Origin of the sequence: Flavobacterium franklandianum (assembly GCF_007097365.1) — a bacterium.
GTDB classification, from domain to species: Bacteria; Bacteroidota; Bacteroidia; order Flavobacteriales; family Flavobacteriaceae; genus Flavobacterium; species Flavobacterium franklandianum.
The window spans coordinates 286,976-305,315 of record NZ_VJZR01000004.1 but is presented as its reverse complement, the minus strand read 5'-3'; the positions used below and the strand labels follow the sequence as shown (position 1 = coordinate 305,315).

At 34.0% G+C, this 18,340-nt stretch carries 18 protein-coding genes; 5 read left to right on the top strand and 13 right to left on the bottom strand.

Going from position 1 to position 18,340, the window contains the following annotated elements:
- Position 1: 1 nt before the first annotated feature.
- On the bottom strand, positions 2–622 hold the full coding sequence (locus tag FNW17_RS07550; RefSeq protein ID WP_144071323.1) for a hypothetical protein: 621 nt from the start codon (positions 620–622) through the stop codon (positions 2–4).
- A complete protein-coding gene (locus tag FNW17_RS07545; protein ID WP_144071322.1) occupies positions 619–1,101 on the bottom strand; it encodes a T9SS type A sorting domain-containing protein in 483 nt (160 codons plus the stop codon). The genes FNW17_RS07550 and FNW17_RS07545 overlap by 4 nt, the downstream gene beginning before the upstream one ends.
- 315 nt (positions 1,102–1,416) lie before the next feature.
- On the opposite strand from FNW17_RS07545, the gene FNW17_RS07540 reads away from it, so the two are divergent.
- Positions 1,417–2,589, top strand: coding sequence for a helix-turn-helix domain-containing protein (locus tag FNW17_RS07540; RefSeq protein WP_144071321.1), 1,173 nt, complete (start codon positions 1,417–1,419; stop codon positions 2,587–2,589).
- A 39-nt stretch (positions 2,590–2,628) separates the two neighbouring features.
- Here FNW17_RS07540 and ccsA read toward each other — a convergent pair whose 3' ends face one another.
- Positions 2,629–5,775 carry a cytochrome c biogenesis protein gene (ccsA, locus tag FNW17_RS07535; RefSeq protein ID WP_143390186.1) on the bottom strand — a complete coding sequence of 1,049 codons (3,147 nt, stop codon included), beginning with the start codon at positions 5,773–5,775 and terminating at the stop codon, positions 2,629–2,631.
- 198 nt (positions 5,776–5,973) lie between these two features.
- Here ccsA and FNW17_RS07530 point away from each other — a divergent pair, with 198 nt between their 5' ends.
- The 4 genes from FNW17_RS07530 (at position 5,974) to FNW17_RS07515 (ending at position 8,932) form a co-directional block, all read left to right on the top strand.
- On the top strand, positions 5,974–6,735 hold the full coding sequence (locus tag FNW17_RS07530; RefSeq protein ID WP_144071320.1) for a Rossmann-like and DUF2520 domain-containing protein: 762 nt from the start codon (positions 5,974–5,976) through the stop codon (positions 6,733–6,735).
- Positions 6,719–7,246: a KdsC family phosphatase gene (locus FNW17_RS07525; RefSeq protein WP_143390188.1), complete on the top strand. Its 528-nt coding sequence runs from the start codon at positions 6,719–6,721 to the stop codon at positions 7,244–7,246. The genes FNW17_RS07530 and FNW17_RS07525 overlap by 17 nt, the downstream gene beginning before the upstream one ends.
- Positions 7,247–7,358: 112 nt before the next feature.
- Positions 7,359–8,024: an HAD family hydrolase gene (locus FNW17_RS07520; protein WP_144071319.1), complete on the top strand. Its 666-nt coding sequence runs from the start codon at positions 7,359–7,361 to the stop codon at positions 8,022–8,024.
- A 62-nt stretch (positions 8,025–8,086) separates the two neighbouring features.
- On the top strand, positions 8,087–8,932 hold the full coding sequence (locus FNW17_RS07515) for a DUF2911 domain-containing protein (protein ID WP_144071318.1): 846 nt from the start codon (positions 8,087–8,089) through the stop codon (positions 8,930–8,932).
- Between the two features lie 141 nt (positions 8,933–9,073).
- Here the strand turns inward: FNW17_RS07515 and FNW17_RS07510 are convergent, their stop codons facing one another.
- From FNW17_RS07510 to moeB, 10 genes are all read right to left on the bottom strand, one after another.
- A complete protein-coding gene (locus FNW17_RS07510; protein ID WP_143390191.1) occupies positions 9,074–9,469 on the bottom strand; it encodes a c-type cytochrome in 396 nt (131 codons plus the stop codon).
- A gap of 36 nt (positions 9,470–9,505) precedes the next feature.
- The gene (locus tag FNW17_RS07505) at positions 9,506–10,063 is read right to left on the bottom strand and encodes a hypothetical protein (RefSeq protein WP_144071317.1); all 558 of its coding nucleotides are present in this window, start codon (positions 10,061–10,063) and stop codon (positions 9,506–9,508) included.
- Positions 10,064–10,070: 7 nt separating this feature from the next.
- Positions 10,071–11,432 carry an NrfD/PsrC family molybdoenzyme membrane anchor subunit gene (nrfD, locus tag FNW17_RS07500; protein WP_144071316.1) on the bottom strand — a complete coding sequence of 454 codons (1,362 nt, stop codon included), beginning with the start codon at positions 11,430–11,432 and terminating at the stop codon, positions 10,071–10,073.
- A 19-nt stretch (positions 11,433–11,451) separates the two neighbouring features.
- Positions 11,452–12,387 carry a 4Fe-4S dicluster domain-containing protein gene (locus FNW17_RS07495; RefSeq protein ID WP_144071338.1) on the bottom strand — a complete coding sequence of 312 codons (936 nt, stop codon included), beginning with the start codon at positions 12,385–12,387 and terminating at the stop codon, positions 11,452–11,454.
- A gap of 326 nt (positions 12,388–12,713) precedes the next feature.
- Positions 12,714–13,574, bottom strand: coding sequence for a DUF5777 family beta-barrel protein (locus FNW17_RS07490; protein WP_235893258.1), 861 nt, complete (start codon positions 13,572–13,574; stop codon positions 12,714–12,716).
- 16 nt (positions 13,575–13,590) lie between these two features.
- Complete coding sequence (locus FNW17_RS07485; RefSeq protein ID WP_143390194.1) at positions 13,591–13,974, bottom strand: c-type cytochrome; 384 nt, start codon at positions 13,972–13,974, stop codon at positions 13,591–13,593.
- A 167-nt stretch (positions 13,975–14,141) separates the two neighbouring features.
- Positions 14,142–15,215, bottom strand: a complete 1,074-nt coding sequence (locus FNW17_RS07480; RefSeq protein WP_143390195.1) for a multiheme c-type cytochrome — start codon at positions 15,213–15,215, stop codon at positions 14,142–14,144.
- Between the two features lie 377 nt (positions 15,216–15,592).
- Positions 15,593–16,504: a bifunctional molybdenum cofactor biosynthesis protein MoaC/MoaB gene (moaCB, locus tag FNW17_RS07475; RefSeq protein ID WP_144071315.1), complete on the bottom strand. Its 912-nt coding sequence runs from the start codon at positions 16,502–16,504 to the stop codon at positions 15,593–15,595.
- 238 nt (positions 16,505–16,742) lie between these two features.
- Entirely contained in the window at positions 16,743–17,189 is a 447-nt protein-coding gene (locus tag FNW17_RS07470) for a molybdenum cofactor biosynthesis protein MoaE (RefSeq protein ID WP_185965277.1), read from the bottom strand.
- Entirely contained in the window at positions 17,189–18,316 is a 1,128-nt protein-coding gene (moeB, locus tag FNW17_RS07465) for a HesA/MoeB/ThiF family protein (protein ID WP_144071314.1), read from the bottom strand. Before moeB ends, FNW17_RS07470 begins: the two co-directional genes overlap by 1 nt.
- Between the last annotated feature and the right edge of the window lie 24 nt (positions 18,317–18,340).

Genomic DNA, 18,340 nt, shown 5'->3' with positions numbered 1-18,340 from the left:
ATTAATTTTCATTGATGTTAAAATGGATACCGAACAGAATTTGATTTGTATTAAATGATAATTTTTCTTCGGAAGTGTTGAATGGATTTAGACTTTTAGAAAATGTATATCCAAGACTTAAATAACCCAAGTCATTCAATCGATATCTGGTTTGAATCCCAGCAAAAGGCGAAAGGAATAGCCCCGAAAATTCATCTTGTCCCTTCAAATCATACACAGCTCCATTGATGTTTTGCTTACCGTAAAGTAGTGTCGAAAGATTTACTCCCCCTTTTACAGCCAATTGAAAATTATTTGAAAGAGTAAAATTATAACTTACCGCATTTTGGGCTCCAATATATTTTGTTTCCCACTGATAACTTTCAGACTGGGAACCCGCCACAGCGTTGTAGTCGTTCAAAGTTAGGCCTATCGAATAATAGATTTTTTCGTTCTTGACAGGAAATGAATATCCCATTTCAAAGGCTGAACCGGTGCCGCTTTGAAGTTGAGTGGTCATCACTCCTTCTGAGCTTTTAAAAACATATTTGGTAAAATTATTCCCCACCAAAAAATAGGTCTCTTGGGAAAACAATTGGAAGGAAACGGCGAGAAAGGCAATTAGTAGGTAGTTTTTTATCATTTTTTGATAATTTTAGTATAATAATTGAGGCTGTTGGTTTTTAGATGTATTAGGTATTCTGAAGTGGGTAATCCCATCAAATCGATGGTCAGGATATCGTTGACCGATTTTGTATTTTTTTGAAAAATCAACCTTCCCAAAAAATCAAAAATTGAAATGGATATCATATCAGTGACTGGCCTTGAAAACTGAAAATTGATAGTTTGGGTAAAAGGGTTCGGATAGGTTGTGGTTGTAATCCCTTGGAAAGCATCAACATTATTTGAGGCAATATATTTACCCCACATACTTTGCTGAAATCCTTGCATTACAACATACTCCTTATTTGTGGAAGTTCCCGTCAAACTTTGTTGGCCTACAGTTTGTCTTATTAAAAAGCCATCGGGTGTTTTTGTGGAAATTCCTTGGGAAGAAAGCATTTGATGGTGGAGGACTTGACCTTGAAAAGTTATACTGAAAAGTAAAAGTAAATATTTCATAGGACTCTAGTTTTCAACAATATTAAGCTAAAAAATAGATAATTGAATCATTAAGTCCGACAAACTACACAAAACAGTTAAAATAGTAAGATTTTTTAAGTTTTTAGTAACTATTAAATCTTGAAATAGCACCCTAAAATCAATTTTAAGAATAGGAAAAAGAATTATTCTACTATTGATACTCAAACAAATTAGTTAATTTCCAAATTTTTTGAACCTAAACAGATTGAATTACTAACATATATATCTATATTTTTGTGCTCTGGAAAACTTTGCTGAGAATTGTTTTTTAATTTCTTTCAAAAAACACAACCCTTGATTATTAATTTACTTTTCATCATTACTGGATTATTTGGGTTTTTGACTGTAATTATTACAATGTCAAACTATATTATTAATAGAATGATGAACCGCTATTTAATCTTTATTTTTCTTTTAATTGCAATTCGTTTTTTATTATTTGGTATTTTCCCTTTTGGCTATTTAGGTTTTCTACAAGATTATTATGTTAATTACAGTAAATTTTTAATACTGATTATTCCGAGTTTTTATTTGTGTTTTAAAAATTTGATTGCCGACGAGAAGCTATTCTTAAAATCAGACCTAGCCCATTTTATATTTCCCGTAGTTTTTTTGGCATTAAATATATCCATCGTCAGTACCTATAATTTTCTAACTAACGCCTTTTATTTTTCGTCTTACTCCGTCTTGTTTCTTTACAATATAGTCTACTGTTTTTTGGCTTACGATATGCTTAACAAAAATATATGGGCAAAAAGAGAAGTATCCCAAGTCGTAAATAAACACAATAGATTAATTAAATACTGGACTATTTTATTATTTTCACTATTAATAATCAATTCTTTAAAACTTTTTACGGCTCTTTTTCTAGACGACAATAATCATCACGGTTTTATTGCAGGCGAACGTTTTCAGTGGATCGGTGCCATTGTCTGGATATCCACTTTTATTAAAATTCTAATATCTCCAGAAATACTCTATGGTTATCCGATTTTTAATAATACTCTAAAGGAAGAAAAAAAACCTATTAAGGTAATGGAATCCGATTGGATTGTTGAAATTAATAAAGACTTCATTAATCTTCAAGACCGCAAACTAAAAGAAAAAATAGACAAAAATATTGTGCAATATATTGTTCAAATTGAGAAAGTATCCAAAGAATTTGAATTCTTCAAGGATTCAAGATTTTCAATTTCCGATTTAGCAGTAAAACTAAACATCCCAAAGAGCAATTTAAATTATCTTTTTAAATACCATTCGAAAATCTCGTTTTCGGATTATAAAAAGAAAATTCGAATTCATCATTCCATTCGACTAATTGAATCCAATTATTTAAAAACGAATACTCTGGATACCTTAGCAAAAGAAGTTGGATTTGCCTCCTACAATCCTTTTTTCACGAGTTTTAAAAACATAACTGGGAATTCACCACAAAAACACATTGCCCAACAAAATGAAATTCCATAAAAAAAGGTCCAACATTAAGTTGAACCTTTTTTATGGAATTTATAATTTTCTCTTCGTATAATATTTTCTAGCTTTTGGATAGGTAATAGCACCAATAAGTGTAATTGCTCCCATTGAATACCAAATCCAGTTTAACGAATGTGCTTCGCCACTGGCGTAGGAATGCAATCCAACCAAGTGAAAATTCACTCCAAAGTAAGTAAACAAAATAGACAAGAACGCAAAAACACTCATTAAGCTGAATATCCATTTACCTCTTAGCGCCGGAACAAAACGAGCGTGAATCACAAAAGCATAGACCATAATACTAATCAATGCCCAAGTTTCTTTTGGATCCCAACCCCAGTAACGACCCCAGCTTTCGTTGGCCCATTGTCCACCAAGAAAATTTCCGATCGTAAGCATTATCAATCCAATAGTCAATGACATTTCGTTGATGTATTTTATTTCTTTGATATTCAATTCCATTTTTTCCTTGTTCTTTTCATTGGTAAACAAAATCAGAAGTAAAGAAACCAATCCTAGAATCATTCCCAAGGCAAATGGTCCGTAACTCGCCACGATAATTGCCACGTGAATCATTAACCAATAGGAATTCAAAACGGGTTGTAAATTACCTATTTCTGGATCTATCCAATTCATATAAGCAGCAGTCAAAATCATTGCAGCCACGAAGGCAGAGGAAGCCACAGTAAGTTTGGATTTTCTGTCGAAAGCCAAGCCAAAAAACATCGTTGCCCACGCTACATAAATAATAGATTCATAGGCATTACTCCAAGGTGCGTGACCCGAAATGTACCAACGAGCAATTAATGCGAGCGTATGCAAACCAAAAAGTAAACCGATGATAATGTGCATCGTATTAATAGCATAATCGAGAAATTTTCTTTCTTTGAATATTTTTAGAATAGTGAATAAGAGCATCAAAATGGCCGCATAAATATACCAATACGGTAATTTCTGGAACACATCATATTTGTTATACAAGATTTCAGATGTGATTTTTTGGTCACTTGGCAACACCTTACTACCATATTTCTTTTGGAAACCGTTAATGCTTTCTAATAATCCATCTGCATCTTTGTAATCTTTAGAAATGGATGCTTTTTCTAATGCTGTAAAATACATTTGAAGAATATTTTGAGTATAAGTTGCTGCCATTCCTTTTAACCCCGAATTGGTCAATTCAGGAAAGGAAACCCATTTGTTATTGGGATCATTAGGAATAGGGAAAATTTTCATGATAGTTCCACTCAGCGCCGATTCCATCAAATTTACTTTTTTGTCGGTTTCTATAAAGTCCTTTTCAAATTGGTTCGGATTGGCCGCTTTGTAGGCTGCATCCAGGTAAGGCATCAATTTATAATTTCCCTTACTATCAAAAAAGTCTATAAACGAAGCGTATTTTTTTTCAGCATCGATTCCGATAATCTTACGAATACTATCATTTCCTGATTTTATATAAATCAGGGGCACTTGAATCCAAATGTTTCCTCCTTGCGTCATCGACAAAAACACTTGGTCAGAATTCATTCCTTTGTACGTATTTTGATGGCTTACTTTTCGCAATAATTCAGATGAGAAAGTGTTTATTGGTTTCATTCTACCACCAGCATCCTGAACAATTAATCTTCCGAATTTGGCAGCGTGTTCTTCAGAAACTTTGCGTTTTTCGATAATAGAATCTAATTGTTTTTCGGATAAAAACTGAGCTGAATTATGATTTTGGGCAAATGCACCAAAACTCAAAAATAAAAGTAGTAGCGTTAGAAATTTTGCTTTTTTAGTTTTCACTACTTCTAGTTTTCTTTTTAAATCGGCAAAGCGAGAATGTTTGGTAAACATAATAGCCATTAGTGCAAAATACAACATAAAATATCCAAAATAAGTAATCATAGTTCCCCAATAATCGTGGCTTACAGACAATACCGTTCCCATTTCATCTGGGTCGAACGAGGATTGAAAAAAGCGATAGCCTTCATAATCTAAAATATTATTCATAAAGATTCGAGCATCAAAAACGTCATTTTTGTTTTGAACAGTCACTTTACTTTCATAAGAAGAATAACTACGTTCCGTTCCAGGATATTTCTGAGCAATAAAATCATTCAATTTTATGCTAAAAGGTAAAGTATAGACTTTATTTCCGTAGAAAAAAGTGTAGTCTAATTTTCCAATTTTTACGGTTTGAGATTGTCCAACTAAGCCTTTGGTTCCAATTAATGTTATCGTTTTTTCTTGACCATCCGCGGTTAATTTGACTGTTAGGGCATCGTTATGTTCTTTGGCTTTAAAATCATTTGTCGCATCATATCCAATAACTCCTTTTATGGCTGGCTCTGGAAACACAATTCTCATATCGCCAATGCTGTACAAGGAACGCATCATTAATGGTTGTACAATATCTTTGGCTACTTTGCCTTGCAATTTGTCGGCCATTCGCATATACTCGCCAGCAAATGGGGTTTGAATCGTAGAAATACTATCGTTAATGGTTATATTTATGGCACCTTGTGTGAATTTATTTAAGGCAAAAAGGGTGTTGTGAACGTTTTGAACTTCGCCTTCTTTCAAGAAATGTTCTTCACGTCCCCCTTCGCCAGCTTCGACCAATTTAAAAAGCAAACTGCCTTTGGCATCAGGTTTAATCACTTGTTTGACTCCCATCTGGAAGCTGACATAATCCACGTCAAATTTGGTTTCTGCAAATTGGTCTGAAATAGAAAAATTATTATTGGTTACAGGCGAAAGCAATAATGTTTTTTCGAAAACCCTACGTTTCATTCCACCTTGATACTCTCCATCAACATATACGGAAAGGTACATTTTATCTGAATAAAATACATTTTCGGTATTGCCTTCGCGAATTGGCATCATTCCTTCATAACTAATGTAGCGAGTGATAAAAGCACCAGCAATGATAATAACAAAAGACAAATGTAGCATAAGAGTTGCCCATTTTTCTTTTCTTAATAGATTATAACGCTTGATGTTTCCAATGAAATTGATCATAAAAATCAACATAATTCCCTCGAACCACCAGGCATTATAAACCCAAATTCGAGCTGTGTCGGTATTGTATTTACTTTCTATAAAAGTTCCCGCTCCCATTGCAATTGCAAAAGTCAGGAAGAGTATAGCCATCAACCGTGTGGAAAATAAAATGGAAGTTAATTTATTAATCATCTGTAGGAATTTACGTTTTTTAAAAATCTTGTCAAAAGTAACTAAAATAGTTGAATAGTCCCTTTGAGCATTTGTTAATTTAATCCAAATTTAAGGCATTGATACTTGTATAAAAATGATATTTGACAGGTTTTTATTTAAAAATCAATTGACATAGAATGTATCGACTTTTATTTTTTTTTTGATTAATTTTGCCAAATGATTAAAGTTGTACTAATTGGTTCTGGAAATGTGTCTCATCATTTGATTGAGGCTTTCGCCAAAAGCAAAAAAGTGGAAGTGACACAAGTGTTTTCAAGGCAAAAAGATGCGGTAACTCACCTACTCGATTCCAATAAAATTACGGATGATTATAACAATTTGGCCCAAGCCGATTTATACATTATTGCCGTTTCAGACGATGCTATTGCAAAAGTATTGTCGCAACTTCCTTTCGAGAATCGTCTAGTTGTGCATACTTCGGGCAGTGTTGCATTAGATGCATTGGACAAAAAGAACAGAAAAGGAAGTTTTTATCCCCTACAAACTTTTTCAAAAAACAAAACCGTTAATTTTAGCCAAATCCCCATTTGTTTAGAAAGCGAAAATGAAACCGATTTTGAATTATTGGAAAAAGTGGCACAATCCATTTCTGATACTGTTTTCAAAATCAATTCCGAACAACGAAAAGCGCTACATGTTTCGGCCGTTTTTGTCAATAACTTCGTGAATCATCTGTACCAAATGGGTAATGAAATTTGTGAAGCAAATAAAGTTCCTTTTGAAATTCTAAAGCCCTTAATTTTGGAAACGGCAAACAAGGTTATGAGTCTTTCGCCAAAAGAAGCGCAAACAGGCCCAGCAATCAGAAACGATATGCAAACTATTGCCAGTCATATAGCTTTTTTATTGGACGAAAATCAAAATAATATATATAAAACACTAACCCAATCAATACAAAATAATGGCAAAAAGTTATAAAGAAATAATGAACGAAATCACCACCTTCATTTTTGACATAGATGGTGTTCTGACGGATGGATCTGTTTTTGTGACCAATGAAGGCGAAATGCTACGAACAATGAATATTCGCGATGGTTTTGCCTTGAAAGCTGCCGTAGAAAGTGGTTATAATGTATGTGTGATTTCGGGTGGTAGCAACGAAGGTGTTCGGGTCCGTTTGCGAAATTTGGGTATTACCGATATTCATCTTGGTTGTCCTGATAAAGTCGAAACTTATAAAGAATATATCGAACTTTACAATATAAAACCGGAAACAGTATTGTATATGGGAGATGATATTCCTGATTTTCACGTGATGAAATTAGTTGGATTACCAACTTGTCCGCAAGATGCAAGCCCTGAAATCAAAGCTATTTCTAAATACATTTCTCATAAAAATGGAGGAAAAGGTGCCGCTCGCGAAGTCATTGAACAAGTGATGAAAGTGCACGGAAAATGGAATCTCCATTTTGATGGAAAACTGGATTAGTTTTTAGATAGCAGGTTGCAGATTTCAGGTTGCAGGTTGCAGATTTAAACTCCTAATTTCTATACTCTAACTTCTTAACTTCTAACCTCTAACTTCTAACCTCTAACTTACAATGATACAAACAGTAATTTTTGATATGGACGGCGTAATCGTCGACACGGAACCCGTACACAGCTATGCTTATTTTCAACACTTTGCCGAATTAAATATTGATGTTTCGGCAACTATGTTTACTTCCTTTATGGGAAATTCGACCCGAAATACGTTTCAGAAACTAAAAGAAATATTCCCGATTGATGGTGAAGTAGAAGATTTAATTCAAAGAAAACGCACCCTTTTTAATGATGCTTTCGACAGCAAAGAAGATTTGTATTTGATTGAAGGCGTCGAGCAATTAATTCAGGATTTACACCAAAATGGAATGCAATTAATTCTGGCTTCTTCGGCAGCGAAAGTAACGATTGAAAGAGTCTTCAAGCGATTTAATTTGCATCAATATTTCACGCATATTGTAAGCGGAGAAGATTTTCCCAATTCAAAACCGCATCCAGCCATCTTTGAATATGCAGCTAGCTTATCAACTGCTCCAAAAGAAAATTGCATCGTAATCGAAGATAGTACTAATGGTATTAGGGCTGCAAAAGCGGCTGGTATTTTTTGTGTGGGTTACAATAGCGAAAATTCGAAACTACAAGATTTGTCTTTAGCAGATGTTGTTGTAGAACATTTAAACGAATTGAGTTTTGAAATCATCTCTAAATACAACTATTCGAATTAAGGAATATTTAACATTTTTAAATCCTTGAATTTGTAATTTTGAACAAATCTAAATTAAACACTATGAAAAAGATTATTTTTGTTTTGGCAATGATTATTGCCAATTATGTGACCGAGGCTCAAGTAAAAACACCGCAACCAAGTCCAAAATCGACAGTAATACAAGTAGTTGGTTTGACCAATGTTGAAATCGTTTATTCAAGACCTAGTGCAAAAGGAAGAGATGTATTCAATAACTTAGTTCCTTTTGGTAAATTATGGAGAACTGGAGCTAATGAAAACACCACTATTTCTTTTAGCGACGATGTAGTCATTGAAGGAAAAACATTGGCAAAAGGGAAATATGCTTTATACACTACTCCCAGAGCTGATAATTGGGAAATCATCTTCTACACTGCAACAGACAATTGGGGAAATCCAGAAAATTGGGACGAAACAAAAGTGGCTTTGAAAGCCACTGTAAAGTCAGAGCATATCGATAGGTTAGTCGAAAGTTTTACTATTGGAATTAATAATTTAGACAATAATTTTGCTCATCTTGAATTATCTTGGGAGAAAACGATAGTAGCTGTTAAGTTTGAAGTGCCCTCCGCAAAAATGGCTATGGCGAGTATTGATAAAGTTTTGGCAGGACCAGGAGCTGGTGATTATTTTTCATCAGCGCAGTATTTATTTCAGTCAAATGGAGATTTGACCAAAGCTTTGTCTTATGTAAATAAAGCCTTGGAAATGAGCAAAGACAAACCTTTTTGGTTTAATCGTTTAAAATCGTTGATTCAAGCCAAACAAGGCGACAAAAATGGAGCCATTGAAACGGCTAAAATTTCACTTGCAAGCGCAGAATCCGCCAAGAATCAAGACTATGTAAAAATGAATAAAGATAGTATTGCTGAGTGGAGCAAAAAATAATTATTACAAATTCATTACAAATGAAATCCTGTTTGAATATTCAAACAGGATTTTTTGTTACATTAAATTACCATTAAATTAAACCAAAAAAAAAGGGTTAGATTGCTCAAACCCTAATTCTATTATAAATTATTTAAAGTATTATTTCATTGTTCTCATATAGGCCACTAATTGCCATATTTCAGAATCACTTAATTTTTCTTTATAAGAAGGCATTGGTTTTCTACCAATTTTTGTGTAGTAAAACAATGATCCATCAGATTTAGATTGGAAGTCTTTAGAAGAAAAATCACCACTAGAAATGTCAATTTTTTCTGCTTTAGGACCGTCACCCAATCCTTTTGTACCGTGACATGATTTACAATTGGTTCCCCACAATGCTTTACCAGCAGCAGCCTCAACACCAGCTGGGCTTTTTTTACCAGCATCTGCAGCAGGAACTTTCCATTCTTTTCCTTTTGGTTTTGCTTGAGCATTAGAAGTTTGGGCGAACATAAAGGCTGCCATAATAGCTAGCCCAAAAAAGATTTTTTTCATTTTTTTGAATTTTAATATTAATACTTGTTATAAATGTTACTCTTTAATTTCTTGAATTTTTCCTAATTTTTTTATTTTGAAAACCTGCAAAACTGCAAACAATAAAGTTCCCCATATCAAGCCTAAAATTAACAGTGAAATCGTTATAAAATATATTGGTGCTCTATCTCGTCCTGCAGAAAAAGAACGTTCATCTATATTGGAGTTATCAGTTACAACTACTGTGCCCCAATTCACTTCTCCACTAGTTTCAGAGTTCATATAGTTTTCGTCATCTACTATACTAGCAAATAGGGTTAATTTGCCGTTTTTAGAGGGTATATCATTAGGAAATTCGAAAGTCGCAACCCCTGTAGAATCTGTAGCAATGGCATCTCCAATAGGCAACTTAGCAAACAATCGTTTGACCGATAAATTTACCGGTACTTCAATTACGGGTTGTCCTTCTGAAGTCACAAAAGCTTTGCAAACGTTGACTGAATCTATTTTTTTAAAGGTTAAGGTAATTTTTGCTTCTTTATCTTGTGCGTAGGAAGTTGTAATCGAAAACAAAATTACTAAGCAAGATATTAAGAAATAGGTATGCTTTTTCATCTGTAAATTATTTATAATTAAATATTTCTTCTTTTCCTTCTAATTCACCTTCTGCTACTTCCCATACAGAAATAATAGGAAAATATCTTGAGAACAAAGTCACTATTAATAGTACGCCAGCAAATGTTGCAGCAACAACGGTCATTTCTACCACACTAGGAAAATAATGTGTCCACGATTCAGGTACGTCTTGTATTGGAAGATAAGGATGAAGTAATCCTGGAATTACAATTAAATAAAGTCTAAACCAGCCTGCAATTAATACTACAATTGAAATAATTGTCAAAGGAAGTGGTTTTCGCATTTTTGGAAATAGGGGCAATAAAATGGGTACAATTATACCAAAAATTACTACTGACCAATAAAAAGCGGCTTCTTTGCCTGTAAATAAGTTTAGCAGTGTGTTTTCGTGTAATCCCGACATTTTATAAGCGGGAATCAAATATTCGTTGACATTAAAATAGCCGTGAATTAAAGCCATTAATACCAAAGCTTGTCCCAATTTATCGAAGTGCATTTCGGTTAAATATTTTTCAAAATTATAAGCTTTTCTAAAAACAAAAGTGGCTAAAGTCATTACAGCTACACTCAATAAAAAGGCATTTGAAACAAAATAGGCTCCAAAATTTGTACTATCCCATTCTGGTCTTAGCGTTGTTGCAAACAACCAAGCCGTAATCGTGCAAATCACAACTCCCAACGGAATTACCAAAGCCGTCAATACTTTCATAGTTTTTTTTAATATTTCCCATTGTTCGGGAGTGCCTTGCCATCCAAAAGAAAGCATATTGTACATTTTTAATTGCCATTTAGGTAAATTTTTCAAATGGTTTTTACAGGTCACCAATGAAGGAATTAATGGAATAAAAAGCAAAATAATGCAAGCTGCAAGATCTGTTGAAATTCCGATAACATCCCAAATAATAGGCGACTGAATTCTACCATGAATGAATAAATTTAATAATCTATCGGGTCTTCCCATTGCCACAACAATACTTATCCCACCAAACATTATGGCACCAATAGCAATAACTTCGGCTATTCTGGAAAGGGGTCTGTACCATTCAAAATTAGTAAGTTTAAGTACAGCCGACATTAGCACGCCTACTAAACCGATGGCGACCATAAACAAAAAGTTAGAAATGTATATTCCCCACATTGTATAATCTCTTAAACTAGTAGTAACATATTTGCTTTTAGTTTCTTGTATAATATAGGCAACAATTCCAGCTAATAATACGACCACTAGAAATGCAATCCATATTTTACCGGCTTTTCCAATTTTTGCTATTGGACGAAGCAGGTCGTTTTTCATCACCATATACTCTTCTTGAGTAAAGGTTTCGTGTTTATTTATATTTTTAGACATTTTTTATTTTTTAAAAAGATTACTCCTTTGTATTTTGAGCTTGGGTTGCATCTTCAAACGGAAAATCACGTTTCACTGGTGGTAAATAATAGACCCTTGGTTTTGTTCCCAATTCTTCAAATTGGCGATATCCTGCTCTGTCTTGTAATAATTTTTTTAATCTAACGGTATCTTCTCCGTTAGAGACAACATCTTCTAATTCATCACCGTGATAAATGGCACCGTTTGGACATTCAATAACACAAGCTGGTAATAATCCTTGAGCTGAACGATCTGTGCAGAAATCACATTTTGCCACCGTTCCTTCCTGAGCGTAAGGCGTTCTACAGTGATTTGGATCGGAAGTATCGTTTTTATGTTCTTCGGTAAATTTTACTTGTTCAGGTCTTCCAAAATTGAATGTACGAGCTGAATATGGACAAGCAGCTATACAAAATTTACAACCTATACAACGTTCGTAATCCATAGCCACAATTCCGTCAGAACGTTTGAATGTTGCATCTACAGGGCAAACTTTTGTACAAGGAGGATTGTCGCAATGGTAACACATAGTTGGAAACCAATATGGAGATTCTAAAGGCGAATTTTGCATTTTTTTTACCTTTATATACTCCACTGGTGCTAAAACATTATGTGCTTTTTGACATCCTGTAATACATTTTCTCTCATTGGCACATTTGCCTAAATCGATCACACGAATAAATTTTTTCCCTTCCACTCCTTGACGAAGTTCTGCATTCGAAAAATCATCATTGGATGCGTGGTGATCAACCAGAGAGCTATCAATTTCTACTAATTTTCCATCAGCAGTAAGTACTTTTACTTTTTTTTCTGTAATTTTTGGACTTTCATCAATAACGGCGTTTGCAATTGCAGTTCCTGCCAAAGCTATTCCTCCTAAAGCACCCAATTTTAGAAAATTCCTTCTGGATGAATTGTTATTTTCTTTTTCCATATTGTTATATATTACCTTTTAGAAATTCATAAAACAATAACTATTCTTATAGTATTATTTGTGTTTTGAATTAGAATTCTCTTGTAAATTTCTATCAATTTTATCTTAATTTCAATGATATTTATCATACTTTTAAATTTTTAAACTAAATTCAACTACTTTAAAATCAAATATTTGAATAAAAAAAATTAGCAAAATACCTAAAACTATTCTTTATAAATGCAAAAAAAAGAGGATAAACTTATCCTTTTATGGAGTCAGAATCCTCTTTTTTTATTGAAGTGTTACACAGTATTGTGGTTAACACAAATGGGATTAATAGACTATTACCAAGTTCTTCCTATATTAAATCCAATAGCAAAATCACCTTTGAAGAAGTCATTTTGATTGAACATATTACTAGTTTGATTTATTATTCCTCTGTAATTGCTTACGAAAATTTGAAAGGTATGTCCAACGGTCGAAAATTCTGTTCCAACAGAAAATCCAGATTTAGGCAAAGCTTCTTGAGAACTAATTGGCTGATTCACATCCAATAGAATAGAGATTCCTGATGTCACTTTGGCTCGACCACCAAACTGAATGGCAAATAAATCATTATACATTCCAGCTTCGACTACATTGTAGTGGGAATAACTTGGCCCAATTTGTAACGAAAACATTTTACTCAAACGTTTTGCAATTATGATTTGGTTATAAAATGACCAACGATCTGACGTGTTATAAAAATTCTCTTTTGGCAAAGCACTAAGCGATGCATTTCCATAATAAGTAACACTCACTGGCATTTTTCCATTGACTGTTTGGCGTAAAATAGCTGCTTTCAAACTAAAATCTTGCAATCTAAAGTCTTTGGTAGTTCCGTATCCAACAGTAATTCTATCGGTAATCGAATAATTTACGGCTAAACGAATATTGGCTGGTGCCCAAATTCCAATTAAATCATTTGTTCCGGTCACTAAACCAAAACGGTGATTCATGATCATTTCGATAGTACCCTTTGAATACACACGATTGGTTTGGTTTTCGATCAATGAAGTACTTTCGAAAGCGGCTCGCTCCAATTCTACTTCTATAACTGGTGCAACGCTGTCAACAACAACGGCGGTAGTGTCTTTTTGCTCTTGAGCCAATAACATCGTTGGCAAAGCAAACACAACTATAAATAGTGTTTTTAATAATTTCATGATTTTCAATTTATAGTTAATTATTAAGCGCTCCATTGTTGATCCATTTGTCCACCAAAGCAATTTTTGAATCGCTCCATTTTCCTGCAGTTGGCATAATTGCTGCACCATCTCCAACTAGAGATTTGTGCAAACTACTTGCAGCCGCATTTCCTGGAATAACATATTTGTTATTTTTCGTTAACGCTAAATAGGAATTGGCCGTTATTAAATCAGGGGCAGTCGCTCCCGTTTTATGACAACTTACGCAATCTTGATCCCATAATGGTTGAATATCTTTTGAGTAAGAAACTACTTCTGGAATAACAATTTCAGCTTCTGGTGGCATCTCGTCATAATAACAGGATGTAGCCATCAAAATCACTGTTAACATCATTAAGTATTGAAATATTTTTTTCATCTTTTATTTTTTTATTGAATAATTGCTATAGAGTCTTATGCAACAATTTTCATTGCCAAAAGATTTAAAGTTATGTGAGCAATTGTTGTATTGTTAAAAAATAATTTCTATTCTTTAACAATTTAAAATAAATACCTCTGAGACTAAGCCCAGAGGTATTCTATTTTTTATTTTATAGCTTCAATTGAGTTTTTCAATAAAGCTTTTGCGTAGGCTGGATTATGAACCCCATTACTCTTATCTTGTTTTAACATAACATAATTCCAAGCTGCTTGTGCCACTTTAATAGGAACTGTAGCTGTAGTTAAAGAGTTCGTAGTAGTACTATAAGCTCCTTTTGCAACTAATAACTCTTCTAATGTTGCCATATCAGCAGCATAACCAGTAACAGAAGTTGGAGTACCTCCTGCATGACAAGTAGTACAAGCATTTGGAGTCGGCTTCCATGTATGGGCTCCGTTTGTAGCTTCACTATCTTTACCCATATGACAAGTTACACAAGATGCGCCTGTTCTATGTTTAGCAGACTTAGGTGCTGGATAAGGAGTTGATCCAACAATTAAAGCTCCTTGAATACCTTCTAATAAGGTAGATTGTGGACCATAATGAGGTCCAAAACGATTACTCAATTTAATGTCCCCTGTTGTAGGTACTATAGCTCTTGGTTGGTGACAGTTGACACAAGTATTACTTGTACCCATTTCAATTTTATAAGAAGCATCTGTAGCTAAAACAACTGGGGTAAACCCTTGTCTAAGAGCAAAATCATTACCATCATTTTTAAAATCAAAACTAGAATGTTTATCATGGCATGTTGTACAAGAAATTGCTTGTTTACCTCCTGGATAAGCAGGAAAACCTAAGGCTGTTCCAGTCCCAGTTTTAAGAACATCGCCATTTACTTTATCTATATAACCTTGACTGGTATGACACTGAACACAACCCGTCCTGTTTGTATATTCTGAAGTCTTTAGAGTAATTGTGGCTCCACTTGCATTTGTAGTTTCATGTAAGGTTTCAATTGCATGAACAGACAAAGCATAAGAAGCTTTAATTGGACCTGTGTGTGCTTTAGAGTGACAAGTAGCACATTCTGTAGTTCCATCAATTCCATTTGTTCCATTTGTTCCATCTGCACCCGCTGGACCAGGAACTGGAATATAGTCTTCGTGAGAACACCCTTGTAAGGCGAAAAAAAATAGCCCCAAAACAACTAACATAATTTGTTTAACTGCTTTCATAATTTTGTTTGTTTTTTTTAATTTATTTTATTTTTTTGGAAATCTTAACATAATATTAAGATGTGTTTATGATGTAAATTTATTCGATATTTGAGTCCAATAATATGACAAATATCATATAACGAAATAAAAACACGAATTCATCTTGTTTAATTAAAACACTAAACATTAAACAATTTAAATGTTAATTTTATTAAATTAATGGTTAAATTTGACTCAAATACTAAAAAAAATAATAATTAAAATGAAATAAAAACAGGACTAAAGTGTGTTATTTATTAAAATAAAAAAAAAGAGAATCTTAAAAAGATTCTCTTTTAAAATAAAATTTACAATAGTTTTTCCTATAATTGAATTATAATTGCTTTACAAATTTATTATTCGTGTTGTTTTCCTTCGACCACTCTAAAAATATGCAAAAGAGAGGGAAACAAAGCGTCCATAGATTCCTGAGCTCCTTTGGTTGAACCAGGCAAAGTCATAATTAGTGTTTTGCCTATCATTCCAGCAATCCCACGTGACAACATAGAAAAAGGGGTGCGATCTTGCCCATAATTGCGTGCGGCTTCCATAATACCTGGAATTTCTCTATCTAAAAGCGGTTTTATGGCTTCTGGCGAATTATCTCTTGGCGAAATCCCTGTTCCACCAGTCAATATTATAAGGTCTATATTTTGCGCATACAAATCCAAAACTTTTTCTTGAATCCCAACTGTATCGTCCGAAATAATCGAATAATCGCTAATACTAACATTACAGGTTTCTAATTTTTGGATAATGGCTTTTCCAGCCATGTCAATTTTTTTCCCAGCCGAAATACTGTCGGAACATACAATGACGGCTGCTTTCAAATCGGTGCGGAATTTATCGGTAAAATCGGATTTGCCTCCTCTTTTTTCCAATAATTTTATAGAATGAATTTCGATTCCTTTGTCGATAGGTTTCAGCATATCATACATCGTCAACGCCACAACCGAGGCTCCGTGCATTGCTTCGACTTCAACTCCTGTTTTGTAAATAGTATGTACTTCGATTTCGATAGCGATTTCCAACTCGTTTATAGTATATCGAACAGCGGTAAATTCTACAGGAATGGGATGACAATCCGGAATCATATCACTGGTGCGTTTTACGGCAAAGAGTCCTGCGGTTTTGGCCATCTCGAAAACATCTCCTTTAGGAACTGTTTTATTGACAATGGCATCAATAGTTTCTTTTTTGCTGACTCTTACAACGGCTTGCGCTTTGGCAATCCGAAGGGTATTGGATTTGAATGTTATATTGACCATTTGAGGTTTGAGGTTAGAGGTTAGAGGTTAGAGGTTAGAGGTTAGAGGTTGGAAGTTAGAAGTTAGAAGTTAGAAGTTAGAAGTTAGAAGTTAGAAGTTAGAAGTTAGAGGTTAGAGGTTGGAAGTTAGAAGTTAGAGGTTGGAAGTTGGAAGTTGGAAATAATTGTTTTTGACATTGACATTGACATTGTTATTGACATTGACATTAATATTGTTATTGCCATTGATATTGCCATTACTAAAGTTGATTTTCTTTCCATACAAAAGAATCATCTTCGAAAATTTCTTTTCCCCAGATGGGAGTCATCGCCTTTATTTGTTCGACAATATCCTGACAAGCGTCAAAAGCTTCTTTGCGGTGTTTGGATGAAACAAATACAAACAGGCATATTTCACCCGCTTTTACCGCTCCAAGGCTATGATAAATGTGCATACACACTAAATTGTATTTGGCAAACGCAGCTTCACGGATTTCGTGGAAAAGTTCGTCCGCCATTTCCTGATAGGCTTCGTAGTTGATAGCAACCACTGTTTTGCCTTCAATTATATCGCTTCGGACTTGTCCTAAAAATATATCGTGTGCTCCAATGTCGGTTTTGGTGCTGTGTTTGGCAATGCTATTAGCAATAAACTCGGGCGTTATTGGTCCATTGATAAATACGTTGTGTGTGTTTTTCTCTTTCATTATCTGTTTTTTAAATTTTTTATTTTCCATTCATCGATTCCACCAGCCAAACTATAAGCGCTGCAATTAGGAAATTTTTCTTTTAGTATTTTTACGGCTTTTGCGCTTCGTTGACCCGATTTGCAAAAAACTACTATTCTATTTTGAGTTGAAATGGTCAAAACCCTATTTTCAAATTCACTCAATGGAATTAAAATAAAAGTAAACCCATCTACCACCGGAAGTTCTCCTTTTTCCCGAACATCAATAATGGTTATTTTCTCTTGCTTTCTAAGACTGTCAAATTCTTCAACAGAAAGGCTTTCATTAACTGAATTTGAATTGCAAAAACATTGATAATTATAGTCTAAAAATGCAGCTTTGCTTTTCGGGAAATCGAAGGATTGGTTAGCATTTGCAATAATTTCAAAATCGTAGAAAGAATTTTCTAATGCGTTGTACGAAATTATTTTATTAGCCAATGGCTTGCCAACACCTGTGATAATTTTTAAGGCTTCCGTGGCTTGCATTGTTCCAATAATCCCCGGAATCACGCCAAAAACACCCACATCATTACACGAAATAGCAGAATCCAAACTGGGAGGTTTTGGAAATAAATCACGATAATTGGTTTTGATATTTGTTATTTTATCTGCCAAATTAAAAATCCCAATTTGTCCTTCAAAACGCAAAACAGCCCCATAAATCAGAGGTTTGTTGAGAAGTACACAAGCATCATTAATGAGATATCGTGTGGCAAAATTATCGGAACCATCGATTATAATATCATAGTTTTCCAGAATTTCAAGTGCATTTTCATTAGTAATTTGTAAATTATAAATATCAATTGTAATTTCCGGGTTGAGTAAATTGAGTTTTTTTGAAGCCATAATAGCTTTCGATTGACCAATATCATCCACCGCATACAGAACTTGGCGTTGTAAATTTGACATTTCGACCACATCAAAATCAACAACACCAATCTTCCCCACACCAGCGGCAGCAAGGTATTGCAAAGCAGGGCAACCCAAACCGCCAGCTCCAATTACCAGCACTTTTGCTTGTGCAATTTTGTCCTGACCCTCTTGCCCAATTTCCTTGAGTTGTATTTGTCTTTGGTATCTATTATGACTAACTATTGTCTTCATATATTCTTTACAAGTATCCGTTAC

Bases quoted from the DNA above. Each gene is read 5' to 3' on its own strand.
- FNW17_RS07490 (WP_235893258.1), bottom strand. From the start codon at position 13,574: ATGAAATTATTAAAAACACTATTTATAGTTGTGTTTGCTTTGCCAACG.
- FNW17_RS07550 (WP_144071323.1), bottom strand. From the start codon at position 622: ATGATAAAAAACTACCTACTAATTGCCTTTCTCGCCGTTTCCTTCCAA.
- FNW17_RS07530 (WP_144071320.1), top strand. From the start codon at position 5,974: ATGATTAAAGTTGTACTAATTGGTTCTGGAAATGTGTCTCATCATTTG.
- FNW17_RS07525 (WP_143390188.1), top strand. From the start codon at position 6,719: ATGGCAAAAAGTTATAAAGAAATAATGAACGAAATCACCACCTTCATT.
- FNW17_RS07480 (WP_143390195.1), bottom strand. From the start codon at position 15,215: ATGAAAGCAGTTAAACAAATTATGTTAGTTGTTTTGGGGCTATTTTTT.
- FNW17_RS07545 (WP_144071322.1), bottom strand. From the start codon at position 1,101: ATGAAATATTTACTTTTACTTTTCAGTATAACTTTTCAAGGTCAAGTC.
- FNW17_RS07510 (WP_143390191.1), bottom strand. From the start codon at position 9,469: ATGAAAAAAATCTTTTTTGGGCTAGCTATTATGGCAGCCTTTATGTTC.
- FNW17_RS07505 (WP_144071317.1), bottom strand. From the start codon at position 10,063: ATGAAAAAGCATACCTATTTCTTAATATCTTGCTTAGTAATTTTGTTT.
- nrfD (WP_144071316.1), bottom strand. From the start codon at position 11,432: ATGTCTAAAAATATAAATAAACACGAAACCTTTACTCAAGAAGAGTAT.
- FNW17_RS07520 (WP_144071319.1), top strand. From the start codon at position 7,359: ATGATACAAACAGTAATTTTTGATATGGACGGCGTAATCGTCGACACG.
- moaCB (WP_144071315.1), bottom strand. From the start codon at position 16,504: ATGGTCAATATAACATTCAAATCCAATACCCTTCGGATTGCCAAAGCG.
- FNW17_RS07515 (WP_144071318.1), top strand. From the start codon at position 8,087: ATGAAAAAGATTATTTTTGTTTTGGCAATGATTATTGCCAATTATGTG.
- ccsA (WP_143390186.1), bottom strand. From the start codon at position 5,775: ATGATTAATAAATTAACTTCCATTTTATTTTCCACACGGTTGATGGCT.
- FNW17_RS07485 (WP_143390194.1), bottom strand. From the start codon at position 13,974: ATGAAAAAAATATTTCAATACTTAATGATGTTAACAGTGATTTTGATG.
- FNW17_RS07495 (WP_144071338.1), bottom strand. From the start codon at position 12,387: ATGGAAAAAGAAAATAACAATTCATCCAGAAGGAATTTTCTAAAATTG.
- moeB (WP_144071314.1), bottom strand. From the start codon at position 18,316: ATGAAGACAATAGTTAGTCATAATAGATACCAAAGACAAATACAACTC.
- FNW17_RS07470 (WP_185965277.1), bottom strand. From the start codon at position 17,189: ATGAAAGAGAAAAACACACACAACGTATTTATCAATGGACCAATAACG.